At 66.4% G+C, this 17,929-nt stretch carries 15 protein-coding genes; 14 read left to right on the plus strand and 1 reads right to left on the minus strand.

Going from position 1 to position 17,929, the window contains the following annotated elements:
• Positions 1–43 precede the first annotated feature (43 nt).
• From miaB to ACQR03_RS13840, 8 genes are all read left to right on the plus strand, one after another.
• A complete protein-coding gene (gene miaB, locus ACQR03_RS13805; RefSeq protein WP_434841475.1) occupies positions 44–1,441 on the plus strand; it encodes a tRNA (N6-isopentenyl adenosine(37)-C2)-methylthiotransferase MiaB in 1,398 nt (465 codons plus the stop codon).
• A gap of 64 nt (positions 1,442–1,505) precedes the next feature.
• Entirely contained in the window at positions 1,506–2,483 is a 978-nt protein-coding gene (locus ACQR03_RS13810; protein ID WP_315716934.1) for a PhoH family protein, read from the plus strand.
• Positions 2,484–2,546: 63 nt separating this feature from the next.
• Positions 2,547–3,056, plus strand: coding sequence for an rRNA maturation RNase YbeY (ybeY, locus tag ACQR03_RS13815; RefSeq protein ID WP_315716933.1), 510 nt, complete (start codon positions 2,547–2,549; stop codon positions 3,054–3,056).
• Between the two features lie 2 nt (positions 3,057–3,058).
• Positions 3,059–4,228, plus strand: a complete 1,170-nt coding sequence (locus ACQR03_RS13820; protein WP_315716932.1) for a hemolysin family protein — start codon at positions 3,059–3,061, stop codon at positions 4,226–4,228.
• Complete coding sequence (gene lnt / locus ACQR03_RS13825) at positions 4,225–5,835, plus strand: apolipoprotein N-acyltransferase (RefSeq protein ID WP_315751784.1); 1,611 nt, start codon at positions 4,225–4,227, stop codon at positions 5,833–5,835. The genes ACQR03_RS13820 and lnt overlap by 4 nt, the downstream gene beginning before the upstream one ends.
• A gap of 232 nt (positions 5,836–6,067) precedes the next feature.
• Positions 6,068–6,484: a helix-turn-helix domain-containing protein gene (locus tag ACQR03_RS13830; RefSeq protein WP_006615449.1), complete on the plus strand. Its 417-nt coding sequence runs from the start codon at positions 6,068–6,070 to the stop codon at positions 6,482–6,484.
• Between the two features lie 323 nt (positions 6,485–6,807).
• Entirely contained in the window at positions 6,808–7,938 is a 1,131-nt protein-coding gene (locus ACQR03_RS13835) for a M20 family metallopeptidase (RefSeq protein WP_315716930.1), read from the plus strand.
• Entirely contained in the window at positions 7,935–8,669 is a 735-nt protein-coding gene (locus ACQR03_RS13840; RefSeq protein ID WP_315751783.1) for a tRNA (guanine(46)-N(7))-methyltransferase TrmB, read from the plus strand. Before ACQR03_RS13835 ends, ACQR03_RS13840 begins: the two co-directional genes overlap by 4 nt.
• Positions 8,670–8,691: 22 nt before the next feature.
• On the opposite strand, the gene ACQR03_RS13845 is transcribed toward ACQR03_RS13840, so the two are convergent.
• Entirely contained in the window at positions 8,692–9,768 is a 1,077-nt protein-coding gene (locus ACQR03_RS13845) for a DUF2336 domain-containing protein (protein WP_315751782.1), read from the minus strand.
• 424 nt (positions 9,769–10,192) lie between these two features.
• Between ACQR03_RS13845 and rimP the strand changes: the two genes are divergently transcribed.
• From rimP to truB, 6 genes are all read left to right on the plus strand, one after another.
• Positions 10,193–10,960, plus strand: a complete 768-nt coding sequence (gene rimP / locus ACQR03_RS13850) for a ribosome maturation factor RimP (RefSeq protein WP_315716927.1) — start codon at positions 10,193–10,195, stop codon at positions 10,958–10,960.
• A gap of 14 nt (positions 10,961–10,974) precedes the next feature.
• Positions 10,975–12,597, plus strand: coding sequence for a transcription termination factor NusA (gene nusA, locus ACQR03_RS13855; RefSeq protein ID WP_315716926.1), 1,623 nt, complete (start codon positions 10,975–10,977; stop codon positions 12,595–12,597).
• 80 nt (positions 12,598–12,677) lie between these two features.
• Positions 12,678–13,391, plus strand: coding sequence for an RNA-binding protein (locus ACQR03_RS13860; protein ID WP_315751781.1), 714 nt, complete (start codon positions 12,678–12,680; stop codon positions 13,389–13,391).
• 94 nt (positions 13,392–13,485) lie between these two features.
• Positions 13,486–16,245 (plus strand): translation initiation factor IF-2, encoded by a 2,760-nt coding sequence (gene infB / locus ACQR03_RS13865; RefSeq protein ID WP_315751780.1) that lies wholly within the window; start codon positions 13,486–13,488, stop codon positions 16,243–16,245.
• Positions 16,246–16,405: 160 nt separating this feature from the next.
• The gene (gene rbfA / locus ACQR03_RS13870; protein WP_315716923.1) at positions 16,406–16,822 is read left to right on the plus strand and encodes a 30S ribosome-binding factor RbfA; all 417 of its coding nucleotides are present in this window, start codon (positions 16,406–16,408) and stop codon (positions 16,820–16,822) included.
• Entirely contained in the window at positions 16,822–17,928 is a 1,107-nt protein-coding gene (gene truB, locus ACQR03_RS13875; protein ID WP_315751779.1) for a tRNA pseudouridine(55) synthase TruB, read from the plus strand. The genes rbfA and truB overlap by 1 nt, the downstream gene beginning before the upstream one ends.
• Position 17,929 lies beyond the last annotated feature (1 nt).

Here is a 17,929-nt window from a genome sequence, read left to right on the forward strand (position 1 = left end):
GCGGCGCCGAATTGGGCGCGCCTCCGACCGCATGCAAGGGTTCATGACGCCGCCGCGCAAGCTGCACATCAAGTCCTATGGCTGCCAGATGAATGTCTACGATGCCCAGCGCATGGTGGACACGCTGGGGCCTGAGGGCTTCGTCGAGACCGCCGAGGCCGGCGACGCCGATCTCGTGATCCTCAACACCTGCCACATCCGCGAGAAGGCCTCCGAGAAGGTCTATTCGGAGCTCGGGCGGCTGCGGGTCGCGAAGGAGGACGCCGCGCGGGCCGGCCGGACGATGCAGATCGCCGTGGCCGGCTGCGTGGCGCAAGCGGAAGGCGAGGAGATCATCGCCCGCGCCCCCACCGTCGACGTCGTGGTCGGCCCGCAGAGCTACCACCATCTGCCGCAGCTCCTGGCCCAGGCCCGCCGCGGCGAGCGGGCGATCGAGACCGAATTCCCGGCCCAGGACAAGTTCGGCTTCCTGGCGAAGCCCAGCCGCGAGGCGATCCGCGCCCGCGGCGTCTCGGCCTTCGTGACCGTGCAGGAAGGCTGCGACAAGTTCTGCACCTTCTGCGTGGTGCCGTATACGCGCGGCAGCGAGATGTCGCGTGCGGTGACACGCATCGTCGACGACGTGACGCAGCTCGTCGACAATGGCGTTCGCGAGATCACCCTGATCGGCCAGAACGTCAACGCCTATCACGGCGAAGGCCCTGACGGCCGGCCCTGGACGCTGGGGCGGCTGCTCCATGGGATCGCCGAGATTCCGGGCGTGGCGCGGATCCGCTACTCGACCAGCCATCCCAACGACGTCGACGACAGCCTGATCGCGGCGCATCGCGATCTCGAAGCGGTGATGCCGTTCGTGCATCTGCCGGTTCAGTCGGGATCTGACCGCATCCTGAGCGCCATGAACCGCAAACACACGGCGACTGACTATCGCAAAGTCGTCGACCGTTTTCGCGCCGCCCGTCACGACATTACATTCTCTTCGGATTTCATCGTCGGGTTCCCGGGCGAGACCGAGGAAGATTTTCGCGCCACCCTCGCCCTGATCGACCAAATCGGCTACGCTGCGGCCTATTCGTTCAAGTATTCGCCGCGCCCGGGAACTCCGGCAGCGGACATGCCGGAGATGGTGTCAGCGACCGAGATGGACGAGCGATTGGAGCGCCTCCAGAGCTTGATCGACAGCCAGCAAGCAGCCTTCAACAAGGCCGCGATCGGCCAGGTCGTCGACGTGTTGTTCGAGCGGCCAGCGCGCAAGCCCGGGCAACTGGTCGGACGGACCGCGTATCTGCAGCCGGCCCACGTCATGGCGTCCGACGACATCATCGGCCAGGTTCTGCCGGTGCGAATCGACAGTCTCGAACGCTACAGCCTGCTCGGCGAACTCGTCACGGCCGCGCCGGCAGTGATCTCCCCCACGCCCCTCGTGTCCATCGGAGGCTGAGCACTTGCCCAAGAGCGCATCGGATCCGTCTTCCCTCGCTCCCAGCCGCAAGTACGACCGCGACATGTCCATGCCCCCCGAGACCCAGGTCGTCATCGATTTCGACGACAACCGTGCCGCCTCCGCCCTGGTCGGGCCTTACGGCCAGAATCTGGCCCTGGTCGAACGACGGCTCGGCGTCGTCGTCGATTCCCGCGGCAACCACATCACCATCGGCGGAACACGCGACGGCTGCGATGCCGCGCGGCGCGTGCTCGAATCGCTCTATGCGCAGGCCGTGAAGGGCCACGATCTGGCGCAGGGCGACGTCGAGGGCGCGATCCGCGCCGTGGTGGCGCAGGGCTCGCTGTTCGAGTTCGACGCCAAGAACGCCAAGAACGCGTTCGAGAGCATCAACCTGCGCAAGCGCCCGGTGCGCGCCCGCACCGCCGCGCAGGATTCCTACATCCGCGCGCTGAAGCGGCACGAGCTCGTGTTCGGCATCGGCCCGGCCGGCACCGGCAAGACCTGGCTTGCGGTCGCGCATGCGGCGCAGCTGTTCGAGCGGAAGGAAGTCGACCGCATCATCCTCTCACGCCCGGCGGTCGAGGCCGGCGAGCGGCTCGGCTTCCTGCCTGGTGACCTCCGCGAGAAGGTCGATCCCTATCTGCGCCCGATCTACGACGCGCTGTACGATCTGATGGATGCGCGCATCGTCGAGCGCGCGCTGCAGGCCGGCGAGATCGAGATCGCGCCGCTCGCCTTCATGCGCGGGCGCACCTTGACCAACGCCGCGATCATCCTCGACGAGGCGCAGAACACCACATCGATGCAGATGAAGATGTTCCTCACGCGTCTCGGCGAGAACAGCCGCATGATCATCACCGGCGATCCCTCGCAGGTCGATTTGCCGAACGGCCAGACCTCCGGACTCGCCGAAGCCGCGCGCCTGCTCGACGGTGTCGAGGGGATCGCACAGGTCCGGTTCACCGGCGAGGATGTCATCCGCCACGAATTGGTGGCGCGCATCGTCGCCGCCTATGAGGGGCCGAAAGCCCGCTGACGCGAGAGCAAGCACGCCGATGGTCGCGTCGTTCCAGCGCCATCCGCACAGATATCGACCAGGATGCCACAAAGTCCCATTCCAACGACCGAGGTGATCGTCGCAGCCGATTGCTGGCAGGACCAGCCTGACGCCGAGGACGTCATACAACGCGCCATTCTCGCCGCGGCCGAGATGGTCGATGCCGATGTCGGCGACGCCGAGATCGCCGTCATGCTGACGGACGACCAGGGCATCCGCACCCTGAACAGCAATTGGCGCGGCATCGACAAGCCCACCAACGTGCTGTCGTTTCCGGCGCTGCAGCCGACCGGACCGCGCGGCGAGGATGATGCCCCGCGCATGCTCGGCGACATCGCCATCGCCTATGAGACGATGCGGCGCGAGGCCGACGACGAACAGAAGCCGTTCGAGCATCATCTCAGCCATCTCACCGTGCACGGCTTCCTGCATCTGATCGGCTACGATCACGAGACCGATGACGAGGCCGAGGAGATGGAGGCGCTGGAGACCGAGATCCTGGCCCATCTCGGCATCCCCGATCCCTATGCCGACCGGGAACGGATGAACTGACCATGGCCGATTCCGAGCCCATCCACGACAATCCGCGCCAGACGCGCAATCTGCCGGCCGTGGTGCCGCCGGCCGAGCTCGGCCGCTCGCCGGGCGAGAACTGGCTGTTTCGCGCGCTGCGCAACCTGTTCGGCTGGAAAGGCGGCGGCTCGGTTCGCGACGATCTGCAGGTCGTGCTCGATGCCTCGACGCCCGATGACATCGGCTTCTCCGCGGTCGAGCGCACGCTCCTGCGCAACATCCTCGATTTGCACGAGCGGCGCATCGCCGACGTGATGGTGCATCGTGCCGACATCGTCGCCGTCCGGCGCGACATCACGCTCGGCGAACTGATGAGCCTGTTCGAGAGCGCATCGCATTCGCGGCTCGTCGTCTACAACGACACGCTCGACGACCCCGAAGGCATGGTGCACATCCGCGACCTGCTCGCCTTCACCACGGCGCAGGCCCGGGTCTCCGACGAGGTGAAGGCGCGGCGCAAGAAGCCGCTGCCCGCCGGCCTCGATCTCAAGGCCGTCGATCTGTCGATGCCGCTGTTCGAGGCCAATATCATCCGCAAGCTGCTCTACGTGCCGCCGTCGATGCGCGCGATCGACCTGCTGGCGCAAATGCAGGCCTCGCGCATCCACCTGGCGCTGGTCGTCGACGAATATGGCGGCACCGACGGGCTGGTCTCCATCGAGGACATCGTCGAGCAGATCGTCGGCGAGATCGACGACGAGCACGACAGCGACGAGCCGCCGGCGATCGTGCGGCAGGCCGACAACGCCTTCATCGCGGACGCCCGCGCCAGCCTCGACGACGTACGCCGGGTGATCGGCGAGGAGTTCGTGACGGGAGAGGCGGGCGAAGGGGTGGAGACGCTCGGCGGCTATCTCGTCAACCATGTCGGCCGGCTGCCGGTGCGCGGCGAGCTGATCTCCGGCCCCGGCAATTTCGAGGTCGAGGTGCTCGATGCCGATCCGCGCCGGGTCAAGCGCCTGCGCATCGCGCCGCGCAAGGAACGCCCGACGCCCCGCCCGCAGCGCGAAAGCCGGCGTCGAGACGTTGCGCCGGAAGTGACCCCGGCGGACACGGACGTCCCGGCCGAGCCGCCGCCGACAGAGGCCGGCCCTGCGCCGGTCCACGACGATAGCAGCCCGCCACGGGGCGATGGAGCCAGCTCACAGTGATCCGCCCATCGACGATTCGCGGCCTCGCCATTGGCGTTGTCCTGGCCTGGGGCTGGAAGCGTGCGGCGATCGCGCTCGCCGCCGGCGCGCTCTCGTCGCTCGCGATGGCCCCGTTCAACGCCTGGCCGGTGCTTGCGATCACCTTCCCGGTTCTGGTCTGGCTGATCGATGGCGCCGCGGCGGGACGGCGGCGCGGCATCCCGGCTGCCGCCTTCACCGGCTTCTGCTTCGGCATGGGCTATTTCGTCCCCGGCCTTTACTGGATCGGCAACGCGTTCCTGGTCGATGCCGACACCTTCGCCTGGCTGATGCCGTTCGCCGTGCTGGGCCTGCCGGCCTATCTCGCGCTGTTTCCGGCCCTAGGCTTCGCCTTGGCCCGGTTGATCTGGACGCGTGATGCAACCCGCATCCTGGCGCTCGCCGTCTGCCTGACCGCGAGCGAATGGCTGCGCGGCCACGCGCTCACCGGCTTCCCCTGGGACACGTTCGGCTATGCCCTGTCGCAGCCGCTCGCGCTGGCGCAGACGGCCTCGCTGATCGGGATCTGGGGCATGACGTTCCTGGCGATCGCGATCTTTGCCAGCCCCGCGGTGCTGATCGACGGCAAGACATGGCGTGAGCGCTGGCGGGCGCCGGCCGCGGCCGCCGCCCTGCTCGTGATGATGGGCGTGTTCGGCGCCATCCGGCTCGGCCTGCATCCGACAGCCTTCGTCGCCGACCTCAAGCTGCGGATCATGCAGCCGAATCTGCAGCAGGACGTGAAGTTCAACTATGGCGCCAAGGCCGATGTCATGCGCCGCTATCTGGCGCTGTCGGACCGCGCCTCGGGCCCGAACGCCACCGGCGTCCGGGACACCAACGTCCTGATCTGGCCGGAATCGGCGTTCCCGTTCTTCCTGACCCGCGAGGCGGACGCGATGGGCCAGATCGCCGACCTGCTGTCGCCGGGCACGGTGCTGATCACCGGTTCGGTCCGCGCCCCCGACGCGCCTCGCAACACCCCCATCACCCGGGCCTACAATTCGATCTACGTGATCGATCACGACGGCACCGTGCTGTCGGTCTACGACAAGCTCCATCTGGTCCCGTTCGGCGAGTTCCTGCCGTTCCAGAATCTGCTGGAGCGGATCGGGCTCGAGCAGCTCACGCGGGTGCAGGGCGGCTTCATCCCCGGCACGGCGCGACGCAACCTGGACGTGCCACACGCTCCGCGTGTTCTTCCCTTGATCTGCTACGAGGCGATCTTTCCGAGTGACAGCGTGCCGACCGAAGAACGACCGGGCTGGATCGTCAACTTGACGAACGATGGCTGGTTCGGCATTTCGACTGGGCCTCATCAGCATCTGCAGCAAGCGCAGTGGCGCGCGATCGAGCAAGGACTTCCATTAGTTCGATCTGCGAACACCGGCATCTCCGCAGTGATCGATCCCGTCGGCCGTATCGTTAAGCAATTGCCTCTCGGCGCAGAGGGCGTGCTGGATTCCGCGCTGCCTGTTGCGTTGCAGCCGACAGCCTATGCAAGGCTCGGCGACATTCCGGTTGCGATCCTGTTAGTGATCGCCCTGAGCACCGTCGTTCGCAGACGTGTTGCTCAAAAGCTTCCCTGACGACAGCAAGATCTCGATTCTTTCCGGGTCCGTAAGATTTTTTTTGACAAGCAAAACCCCAAGTGTTGACAGATAGCTGCTGCAATTCGCATTCTCGCGCGGCAGCATGAGCCGTCCAGTTCGTTGCTCGGCCGTCTTCGTTAGTACGACATGCGAACATAAATTGACGGTGTGAGCGCCTGAGGCATACTGCGACCGCCTCGTTCCGAGGCCCATTCTAAGGAGTTGAGAGATGTCGACGAAAGCGCCCAACCCTGTTGACAAGCATGTCGGCAGCCGGGTGCGGATGCGCCGTATCATGTTGGGCATGAGCCAGGAAAAACTTGGCGAGGCTCTCGGACTCACGTTCCAGCAGATACAGAAGTACGAAAAAGGCACCAATCGAGTCGGCGCCAGCCGGATTCAGCAGATCTCGGAGGTTCTGCAGGTCCCGGTCTCCTTCCTGTTCGAAGGGGTCCCGAGTGGCGGGACCAACGGTGAAGCTTTCGGCGAAGGCGCTTCGCCCGCCTATGTGTCTGATTTCCTGGCAACCTCCGAAGGACTGGCGTTGACCCGCGCATTCACGCGGATCCACGATTCGAAGCTTCGTCGCAGCATCGTCGACCTGGTCGAGCAGATCGCTGATCGTGAAGCTCCGGAAGAAGGCTAGCTGATGCGCCGGCGCTGACATTCCTATCGTGATCACTCTCATAGGAATGTCAGCGCCCTCGGGGGGCCATCAGCGGGGCACGTTTGCGGACGACGCGCTGGGCACGCTGCGTTCCGCCAGACGAATGAGCCGATAGACAGGTTGGATCACGACCAATAGAGCGCGATGGCTCCCCTTCGGGAAAGGCTATCGCGCTCTAAATCTTTTTATGCACATGTGGCCTGGAACTCCGGCGTCCCAGCCGCCAACCCGCCCAGCGACGCGCCAAGCGCGTCCACCGCCTGCTACCACTTCGTAACCATCGAGAACGATTTACAAAGCTCATGACCGCCAGCAGCAGCCCGTTCGATAGTCGCACAATTCTCGAAGGCATCCGCCAATGGGTCGAGATCGAGACCCCGACCGAGGCGCCTGATCAGGTCAACAAGCTGGCTTCCCTTGTCGCGGATGGCTATCGCGGGCTCGATGCCACGATCGAACGGATCGCCGGACGCGACGGCTGCGGCGACCACCTCGTCGCACGGTCGTCGTGGGGACAGGACGAGCCGGGCATCCTGGTCCTGAGCCATCTCGACACGGTACATCCGATCGGGTTCATCGCGCGGCTGCCGTTCGCAGTCGACGGCGACGTTGCGTACGGTCCCGGGATCTACGACATGAAGGGCGGCGCCTATCTCGCCTTTCACGCCTTTCGTCAGCTCTGCGCAGAGGGTCAAAAATCGCCCCTCGGCATTACTCATTTGTTCGTCTCGGATGAAGAGATCGGCAGCCCGACCTCGCGCGCGCTGATCGAGGAGGAAGGCCGCAAGGCCAAATACGTCCTCGTCACCGAGCCGGCGCGCGACGGCGGCAAGATCGTGACCGGACGCAAGGGCGTGGCGCGGTTCGACGTGGCAATCCGCGGCGTGCCCGCGCACGCCGGCGCGCGTCCACAGGATGGACGCAGTGCGATCCGCGAACTCGCCAACGTCATCCATGCGCTCGAAGCGCTCAACGACCCCGCCCGCGGCATCACCGTGAATGTCGGCGTCGTGCGTGGGGGCACCCGTCCCAACGTGATCGCTGAGGAAGCTTATGCCGAGGTCGATGCACGGCTGCCGACGCCTGCCGATGCCGAGGAAATCCTGCCCAAGATCCTGGGGCTGACCTCGCGCAGCGATGGCGTCACGGTCGAAGTGAGCGGCGAGGTGAACCGGCCGCCTTACGTCAAGGGCAACGCCGGCGCCGCCCTGTTCGAGCATGCGAAATCCCTGGCCGACGAGATCGGCTTCGAGCTGGTCGACACCTATACCGGGGGCGGTTCGGACGGCAATTTCACCGCACCGTTCACGGCGACGCTCGATGGGCTCGGCGTCGATGGCAAGGGCGCGCATACGCATTACGAGCAGATGTACATCTCCTCGATCGAGCCGCGGACAAGGCTGCTCTACCGTCTCTATCAAACCCTGCGATGAGCCCCGCGATCAACATGCCCGTCGACGACGATCACACCGGCACCGAGGCCCTGCACGGCCAGGGCTCGTTCTTCGGCCGGCGCAAGGGCCACAAGCTGCGGGCGCATCAGGCCGGCCTGGTCGACAACCTGCTGCCGCACCTCGCGCTCGATCTCGCCGCGCCCGCGGAAGCCGTGCTGCCCACGCTGTACGATCCGCCGGTCGACGCGCTGCGGCTGGAGATCGGGTTTGGCGGCGGCGAGCATCTTGCCGCCGAAGCGAAGGCGTGTCCGACCACCGGCTTCATCGGCTGCGAGCCCTATGTCAACGGCATGGCCAAGATCCTGTCGGCCATCGAGGCCGACAACATCGGCAATATCAGGCTGGTGGCGGGCGACGCCGCCGAGCTGTTGGCCTGGCTGCCGCCGCAGTCGCTGCAGCGGATCGACCTGATCCATCCCGATCCCTGGCCGAAGCGGCGGCACTGGAAGCGGCGTTTCGTGCAGGATGCGACGATCGCAGCGATGGCGCGCGTCCTGAAGCCCGGCGGCGAGTTCCGCTTCGTCAGCGACATCGCCGACTATTGCGCCTGGACGCTGTGGCATCTGCTGCGTTCGCCGGAGTTCGCCTGGACGGCCGAGCGCGCCGACGACTGGCGTCTGCCCTGGCCGGGCTACACCATGACGCGCTACGGGCGGAAGGCCACGCGCGAAGGCCGCGTCGCCAACTATCTGATCTTCAGCCGGCGCTGACCGCTGCGCCGGCGAGGGTCACTCAGTGTCGTGTCTTCCAGAACGCGACGACGCGTTCGGCGGTCGATGGCAGCAGGCGCGCGTAGTTGACCCTGATCGCATCGATATCGCGCTGCGCCGGCACGCGTTTCGGTCCGAGGCGCAGCAGGATCAGTGCGTGCACGGTGCGCCAATCGAGCCCGATCATGCGCCCCAGGATCAGCAGCGGATCGTGACGATCGCCCGATACCAGCCGGTCGAGCGTCGCGATCTTCAATCCCGTCATTGCGGCGAGCGCCGCGATGACCTCCTCGTATTTGTGCTCGGATGCGAAGCCGAACAACGCCGACTGGTCCAAGGCACCGGCTTCATACAGCGACAGGATGGTCCGCTGCGCCGGCACGAAATCGCGCGTGCTATGCGCTGTACGCGCCGCATCGGCGAGTTCGGCGAGAGCCTGCCTGATCCTCGCCTGCTTGTCCGGCGGCACGACATCGAACAGCCGCCGCCTGATGACATCGAGCGAGCCGGCCAGCAGTTGTTTCAGATGATCGTCGGAAACATCTGCGCGCCGGCCGACCGTGAGCGTCAGCACGCCGTCTGAACTCGCGCGGTGGATCAGCGCGGCATAGCCGCGCGGGGAAAACGCTGCGCCGTCATTGGCAGCGGTCCGCCGCACCACGTCGCGATCACCTCGGCGCACCAGCACATCGGTCGTATCGGCCGATAGGCGCGTCCGCTCTGCCATCGCGAGCAAATGACCCTGGCTCTTGTCGCGCGCAATAGCGATGAGCACGGGATCGTCGAGCACGAGCGAACGGCGCAACAGCGGACCCGCCACCGCAACCTCGTCGTCGCGCGCCAGCCGGCTGACGACGGCACGGGGCGTCTTGAGGAGCCGCGACAACCGCTCCGCCAGATCGATCCGCGTCGGCAGATCCGCGAACGGGACCAGATCGATCAGGAGACCGTCGAACAGATTGATATGCTCGGGACGCAGCTTCGTCGCATCCTCGAAGAACAGGTCGGCGATGCGGCGCGTGGCCTCGAGGCCGCGTTCAGCATTGCCCTGCCTGACGATCCCGCCAAGGCCGGGGATCAGCGCGGTTGCCGGGGTCATGACGTCTACTCGATACGCAACACGACACGTTTCCGTGCGCTCCACTCCGTGCGGCACGACGACGGGGGCGAAAAGCACGAACTCAGCTCATTTTTAAGCGATCTTGGTGAATGAAGGGTTAGACCCTGCGGCATTCGACCGTTCCCGGTCAGGGAAAACGATCCGATCCGCAGTCCGGGCGCGGAGCAAATTCCCAGTTCCAGGCGCCGTTTGAGGCGACACGACCCTTGCCGTCAGGCGGCAAAGCGGCTATATGAGCGCCATCAAACATCATCTCATATACGATCGCGTAGTGAGGGTGGGCCCTTCCGGACCCGCTCTTTTTTGTTACCTGGATCGCTCCGCCACGGGCGGGATCGGTCCGGTGAGCGCGATCGAACAGGCCCGACGGCCCAACCAAGCAAGACACGTGATCGACGCCTCGATGACGGAACCTACGTTCGCAACCGCTGACACCGACCTCCTGACCGAGCCCCGCCTCGTCGTCGAGCCGGGCGTCGCGGCGCGCGTGGCGGCGGTGGCCGACCCCGTGCTGCAGGGAATGGGGTACCGCCTGGTGCGGATCCGCATTTCGGGCGAAGGTGGTTGCACGGTCCAGGTGATGGCCGAGCGTCCCGACGGCACGATGCAGATCGAGGATTGCGAGGCGGTGTCGCGGGCGCTGTCGCCGGTGCTGGACATCGCCGATCCGATCGACCGTGCCTATCGGCTCGAGATCTCCTCGCCGGGCATCGACCGGCCGCTGGTCCGCCGCTCCGATTTCGAACGTCACATCGGTCATCTCGTCAAGATCGAGATGGCGGTGGCACATCAGAACCGCAAACGCTTCCGGGGCATCATCGCCGGCGTCGAAGGCGACGGCGTACGCATCACCCGCGATGACGTGGCCAAGGACCAGGAGCCGGATGTCGTGCTGCCGATGGCCGACATCGGCGACGCCAAGATGGTGCTGACCGACGAGCTGATCGCCGAATCCATGCGCCGCGGCAAGGCGGCCGAGCGCGAGAAGAAGCGCGAGCTTGGAATCGTCCCACCGCTGGCGCCGCACGCCAAGCCGGCGGCCCAGGCGAAACCCAAGCCGAAGCCGAAAGCAAAAGACGACAAGCCGGCCAAGAAGCCGCTGCCGACCAATACCAAGAAACATCGCCTCGCCGCCGATCGCGCGCGCAGAGGCGAGATCGATCCTGATTAGAGGAGACTTGAGCCATGGCCGTCAGCGCCAACCGGTTGGAACTGCTGCAGATCGCCGACGCCGTCGCGCGCGAGAAGTCGATCGACCGCGGCATCGTGATCGCCGCGATGGAAGACGCGATCGCCAAGGCCGCCCGCGCCCGCTACGGCAGCGAGACCGACGTTCATGCCGAGATCGATCCGAAGAAGGGTGAGCTGCGGCTATCGCGCCACATGCTGGTGGTCGAGAAGGTCGAGAACCCCTCCAACCAGATCTCGCTGGATGATGCGCGCCGCGCCAACCCTGGCGCGCAGATCGGCGACACCATCGCTGACACCCTGCCGCCGCTGGAATATGGCCGCATCGCCGCGCAGTCGGCCAAGCAGGTCATCGTGCAGAAGGTGCGCGAGGCCGAGCGCGACCGGCAGTACCAGGAGTTCAAGGACCGCATCGGCGACATCGTCAATGGCGTCGTCAAGCGCGTCGAATATGGCAGCGTGATCCTCGACCTCGGGCGCGGCGAGGCGATCATCCGCCGCGACGAGATGCTGCCGCGCGAGGTGTTCCGCAACGGCGACCGCGTCCGCGCCTACGTCTTCGACGTCCGCCGCGAGACCCGCGGCCCGCAGATCTTCCTGTCGCGCACCCATCCGCAGTTCATGGCCAAGCTGTTCGCGCAGGAGGTGCCGGAGATTTATGACGGCATCGTCGAGATCAAGGCGGTCGCTCGCGACCCCGGCTCGCGCGCCAAGATCGGCGTTGTCTCCCGCGACTCCTCGGTCGACCCCGTCGGCGCCTGCGTCGGCATGCGCGGCTCGCGCGTGCAGGCGGTGGTGAACGAGCTGCAGGGCGAGAAGATCGACATCATTCCGTGGTCGCCCGACATCGCGACCTTCGTGGTCAACGCGCTGGCGCCGGCCGAGGTCGCCAAGGTCGTCATCGACGAGGACCGCGAGCGCATCGAGGTCGTGGTGCCCGACACCAACAACCAGCTCTCGCTGGCGATCGGCCGCCGCGGCCAGAACGTCCGCCTCGCCTCGCAGCTGACCGGCTGGGACATCGACATCCTGACCGAGCAGGAGGAATCCGAGCGCCGCCAGGCCGACTTCGAGAATTCCACCCGCGTGTTCATGGAATCGCTGAACGTCGACGAGGTCGTCGGCCAGCTGCTGGCGTCCGAAGGCTTCACCTCGGTCGAGGAGCTCGCCTTGGTCGACCTCAAGGATCTCGCCGGCATCGAGGGCTTCGACGAGGAGACCGCGACCGAGCTGCAGACCCGCGCCCGCGAATTCCTCGAGCAGCAGGAAGCCGAGCTAGAGGCCAGGCGCAAGGAGCTCGGCGTCGAGGACGCGGTGAAGGACGTGCCCGGCGTCACCACCAAGATGCTGGTCAAGTTCGGCGAGAACGACATCAAGACGGTCGAGGACCTCGCGGGCTGCGCGACCGACGATCTGGTCGGCTGGACCGAGCGCAAGGAGGGTGGCGAAGCCACCAAATTCCCCGGCATTCTCGACGGTCTCGATATCTCCCGCGACGATGCCGAGGCCATGGTCATGCAGGCCCGCGTCAAGGCCGGCTGGGTCAGTGAGGCTGACCTCGCCAAGGCCGAAGCCGAACCCGAGAATGAGGACGAAACGACCGAAGGACAGCCCGCCTGACCCGCTTGGCTCGCCCCATGGACACCACGATGACCCCCACCCTGACCCAGCTCGCGTGAGATGAGGAGCCGCATCACCGCATGCTCGCTTTGGCCGACCCCGAGCTCGACAATGGACCGCGGACCGAGAAGTCCGCGACCATGCGCATGTGCGCGGTCAGCCGCGAAGTGCGGCCGATCGGCGAGCTGATCCGCTTCGTCGTCGGCCCGTCGGGCGAGGTCGTGCCCGACATCAAGCGCAAGCTGCCCGGACGGGGCTTGTGGATCACCGCCTCGCGCCAGGCGGTTGCGGAGGCGGTGCGGCGTCACCATTTCAGCCGGGGCTTCAAGACCAACGTCCGCGTCCCGCCAACCCTTGCCGAAGACCTGGAAGCCTTGCTGGCCCGCAGCGCGATCGAAGCGCTGGGGATTGCCGCCAAGGCCGGTCAGGTCGTCTCCGGTTTCTCCAAGGTGGAAGCGGCGCTGTCGCAGCGGCCATCACGGTCGACATTGGCAGCCCTCGTCCATGCCGCGGACGGCGCAGCCGACGGGATCCGCAAGCTCGACGCGCTGGTGCGGCCGAACGACGGGGGTCAGGACCAAGCCCCGACAATTCCGATCATCTGCTGTCTCACTTCGGCAGAATTGGATTTGGCACTTGGGCGCTCAAATGTGATACATGCTGCCGTGCTCGCAGGCCCGGCGAGCAGGACATTCCTGTCGCGCAGCCAGACACTGGTCCGATACCGGTCGGCCGACGCTGACAAGATTGCCGGAACCGCGGCCACGAAATCTGCTTCGACTTCGAAGACATAGCACTTTGAAGCCATAGCTACGAAGACATCGCGACGATTGCACGAATGAGACGGTGCGGTAGCCCGCACGCTGGTAACGAGATTAGGACGACTGAATGGCCGACAACAACACTCCGGGCGACAAGAAACTGAGTGTCCCGAGCAAGACCTTGACGCTGAAGCCGCGCGTCGAGACCGGCACGGTACGCCAGAGCTTCCCACATGGCCGGAGCAAGCAGGTGGTGGTCGAGAAGCGCGGCAAGCGCCGCGTCGGCGATGGGGGGCCCGATGCTCCGCATGCACCGGAGCCGACCGTCGCCAAGGCGCCGCCGCCCCCGCCAACGCCGCGCTCATCCGGACCGCGCCCATCCGGCTCGTCGCAGCGCGGCGGGTCCGGCGTCGTGCTCCGCACCCTGACCGAGGACGAGCGCTCGGCGCGCGCCAGCGCGCTGGCTGATGCCCGCGTGCGCGACATCGAGGAACGCCGCCAGGCCGAAGAGGAAGCCCGCCGCCGCGCCGAGCGCGAAGCCGCCGAACGCGCCGAGCGCGAGGCTGCCGAGGCGCGCCGCAAGGCCGAGGAAGAGCGGCACCGTCACGAAGAGGAAGCCAAGCGCAAGGCCGAGCTCGAAGCCAAGAAGCGGTTCGGTGAAGGCGAGGCGCCCCGTCCGGCGACATCCGCGCCCCAGCCCGCCGCAGCCGCACCGGCCCGCTCGACGCCCGCCCCCGGCAGGCCCGTCGGCGCACCGGGCAGCCGGCCGCAGCAGATTGGTGGTCCGAGCTCGCGGCCCGGTGGCGCTCAGCCGGCGGGCGCACGCCCGGCCGGCGCCCGTCCTGCCGCCGGCGGTCCGCTCGGCCGCGCGCCGGCGGCGGTTGCCGCCGGTCCGGACGAGGATGAGGGTCCGCGCCAGATCCGCAGGGGTCCCGGCGGAGCCGCACGTCCCGCGCCGCCGCCGAAGACCACGCACAAGCCGGGCCCGCAGAAGCAGCGCGGCCGCCTGACGGTGGTCACGGCGCTCACGGCCGACGATGTGCGCGAGCGCTCGATCGCGTCGTTCCGCCGCCGCACGCAGCGCCTGAAGGGCCATGCCGCCAACGAGCAGAAGGAGAAGCTCGTCCGCGAGGTGACGATTCCGGAAGCCATCACCATCCAGGAGCTGGCGAACCGCATGTCGGAGCGCGCGGTCGACGTGATCCGTCTGCTGATGCGCCAGGGCGCGATGCACAAGATCACCGACGTGATCGATGCCGACACCGCGCAGCTGATCGCGGAAGAACTCGGCCACACCGTCAAGCGCGTCGCCGCCTCGGACGTGGAGGAGGGCCTGTTCGACGTCGTCGACGATTCGACCGACACCGAGCCGCGCTCGCCGGTCGTCACCGTCATGGGCCACGTCGACCACGGCAAGACCTCGCTGCTCGACGCGCTGCGCCACGCCAATGTGGTCTCGGGTGAAGCCGGCGGCATCACCCAGCACATCGGCGCCTATCAGGTGACCGCGCCGGATTCCGGCAAGAAGATCACCTTCATCGACACGCCCGGCCACGCCGCGTTCACCGCGATGCGCGCCCGCGGAGCCAAGGTCACCGACATCGTCGTGCTGGTGGTCGCGGCCGATGACGGCGTCATGCCGCAGACGATCGAGGCGATCAATCACGCCAAGGCGGCGAAGGTGCCGATGATCGTGGCGATCAACAAGATCGACAAGCCCGACGCCCGTCCCGAGCGCGTCCGCACCGAGCTGCTCCAGCACGAGGTGCAGGTCGAATCGCTGGGCGGCGAGGTCGTCGACGTCGAGGTGTCCGCCAAGAACAAGACCAATCTCGATCGTCTGCTCGAGATGATCGCGTTGCAGGCCGACATCCTCGACCTCAAGACCAATTCGGATCGCCCGGCCGAAGGCACCGTGATCGAAGCCAAGCTCGATCGCGGCCGCGGCCCGGTCGCCACCGTGCTGGTTCAGCGCGGCACCTTGCGGGTCGGCGATATCATCGTCGCCGGCGCCGAGATGGGCCGCGTCCGCGCGCTGATCTCGGACCAGGGCGAGACGCTGCAGGAGGCAGGCCCGTCGGTGCCGGTCGAGGTGCTCGGCTTCAACGGTCCGCCGGAAGCTGGCGATCGCCTCGCCGTCGTCGAGAACGAAGCCCGTGCCCGCCAGGTCACCAGCTACCGCGCGCATCAGAAGCGCGAGAACGCGGCAGCCTCGATCTCCGGCATGCGCGGTTCGCTCGAACAGATGATGTCGCAATTGAAGACTGTGGGCCGCAAGGAATTCCCGCTGATCATCAAGGCCGACGTGCAGGGCTCGCTGGAAGCCATTCTCGGCTCGCTGGAGAAGCTCGGCACCGAGGAGGTCGCCGCCCGCATCCTGCATGCCGGCGTCGGCGGCATCAGCGAGTCCGACGTCACGCTGGCCGAAGGCTTCAACGCCGCGATCATCGGCTTCTCGGTGCGAGCCAACAAGGAAGCGGCCGCACTCGCCAAGCGCAACGGCATCGAGATCCGCTACTACAACATCATCTACGACCTCGTGGATGACGTGAAGAAGGCGATGAGCGGCCTCCTGGCCCCCACGCTTCGGGAAACCATGCTCGGCAATGCGCAGATCCTGGAGGTGTTCAACATCTCCAAGGTCGGCAAGGTCGCCGGCTGCCGCGTCACCGACGGCACTGTCGAACGCGGCGCCAATGTCCGCCTGATCCGCGACAACGTCGTGGTTCACGAGGGCAAGCTGTCGACCCTGAAGCGCTTCAAGGACGAAGTGAAGGAAGTGCAGGCCGGCCAGGAATGCGGCATGGCCTTCGAGAGCTACGGCGACATGCGTGTCGGCGACGTCATCGAGTGTTATCGCGTGGAGACCATCCAGCGCTCGCTGTAAGTCCGAATCCTACAGAGCGCTGCAATTCGAGCGAGCAGCGATTCCGTGCACCTGCGGAATCGCCGCGCCTCTTGAACTTAACGAAGCGTCGTTGAACTCAATCAGAATGATCCTCTCGCCCGTGCTCACGCCGGGCGACGATCCATTGGATTTTTGAAAAATGCCTCGCCATCACCAGAGGGGAAGCGCCGCTTCCGGCGGCTCGCAGCGTCAGTTGCGCGTGGCCGAGACCGTGCGTCACGCTGTCGCCGACATTCTCAGCCACGGTGACGTGCACGACCCGGACCTGGAGGGACACATCATTACGGTGCCCGAAGTCCGCATGTCGCCCGATCTGAAGCTCGCCACGATCTACATCATGCCGCTCGGCGGACAGGATACGGACGTGGTGCTCACGGCGCTGGAGCGCAACAAGAAGTTCCTGCGCGGCGACATCGCGCGGCGCGTTAACCTGAAATTTGCACCTGACATCCGCTTCCGCGTCGACGAGCGATTCGACGAAGCGGAACGGATCGAGAAATTACTGCGAACACCCGCGGTGCAGAGAGACCTCAATTCGGATTCGGAAGAGAGCTGATGACCATTCCCCCCGAAACCGGCACTGTCGACGCGCCGAGCGCCGAACCGACCGCGGCCAAGACGATCCATTCTGCCGACGGACGCCCGCCGCGCGACAACAACGATCCGCGCAACAAGCCGCGCCAAGGGAACGGTCAGGGCAACCAGCCGCGCCGCGATCGTCGCGACGTCCATGGCTGGGTCGTGCTCGACAAGCCGATCGGCATGACCTCGACCCAGGCCGTGGCGGTGGTGAAGCGCCTGTTCCAGGCCAAGCGCGCCGGCCATGCCGGCACGCTCGATCCGCTCGCCTCCGGCGGCCTGCCGATCGCGCTGGGCGAAGCCACCAAGACGGTTCCCTTCGTGATGGACGGCCGCAAGCGCTACCGCTTCACCGTGACCTGGGGCGAGGAGCGCGATACCGACGACACCGAAGGACGGGTCGTCGAGACCAGCGACGGCCGGCCGGATGCCGCGGCGATCCGGGCGCTGCTGCCGCAATTTACCGGCCGGATCGAGCAGACGCCGCCGCGCTATTCCGCGATCAAGATCCAGGGCGAGCGCGCCTATGATCTCGCCCGCGACGGCGAGGTCGTCGAGCTCCAGCCGCGCCCGGTCGAGATCCATGAACTGACCCTCGTCGACCAGCCCGACCCCGACCATTCGGTATTCGAGGCGGAATGCGGCAAGGGAACCTATGTCCGGGCGCTGGCCCGCGACATGGGCCGCCTCCTCGGCTGTTACGGCCATATCAGCGCGCTCCGGCGGACCCTGGTGGGTCCGTTTACCGAGAACGACATGATTCCGCTGGAACAGTTGGAGGCTTTGTGCAATAGAGCCGCGTCCGGTGAGGGAAGCCTCGCCGACGCACTCCTGCCCGTTGAGACCGCGCTGGACGACATCCCGGCACTGGCCGTCACTCGGGCTGATGCGGCAAGGCTCCACAGGGGCCAGGCCGTTTTGTTGCGCGGACGGGATGCGCCCAATAGTAGCGGCACAGTCTATGTCACGGTCGCAGGCCGCCTTCTGGCGCTTGCCGAAATTGGCAATGGCGAACTCATCCCCAAGCGCGTGTTCAACCTGACCGGACTGACTGCCAGCTCCGGTCGCAACGAAAGAGACTGAC

This window comes from Bradyrhizobium sp. HKCCYLS3070, assembly GCF_051167575.1.
Classification (GTDB): Bacteria; Pseudomonadota; Alphaproteobacteria; order Rhizobiales; family Xanthobacteraceae; genus Bradyrhizobium.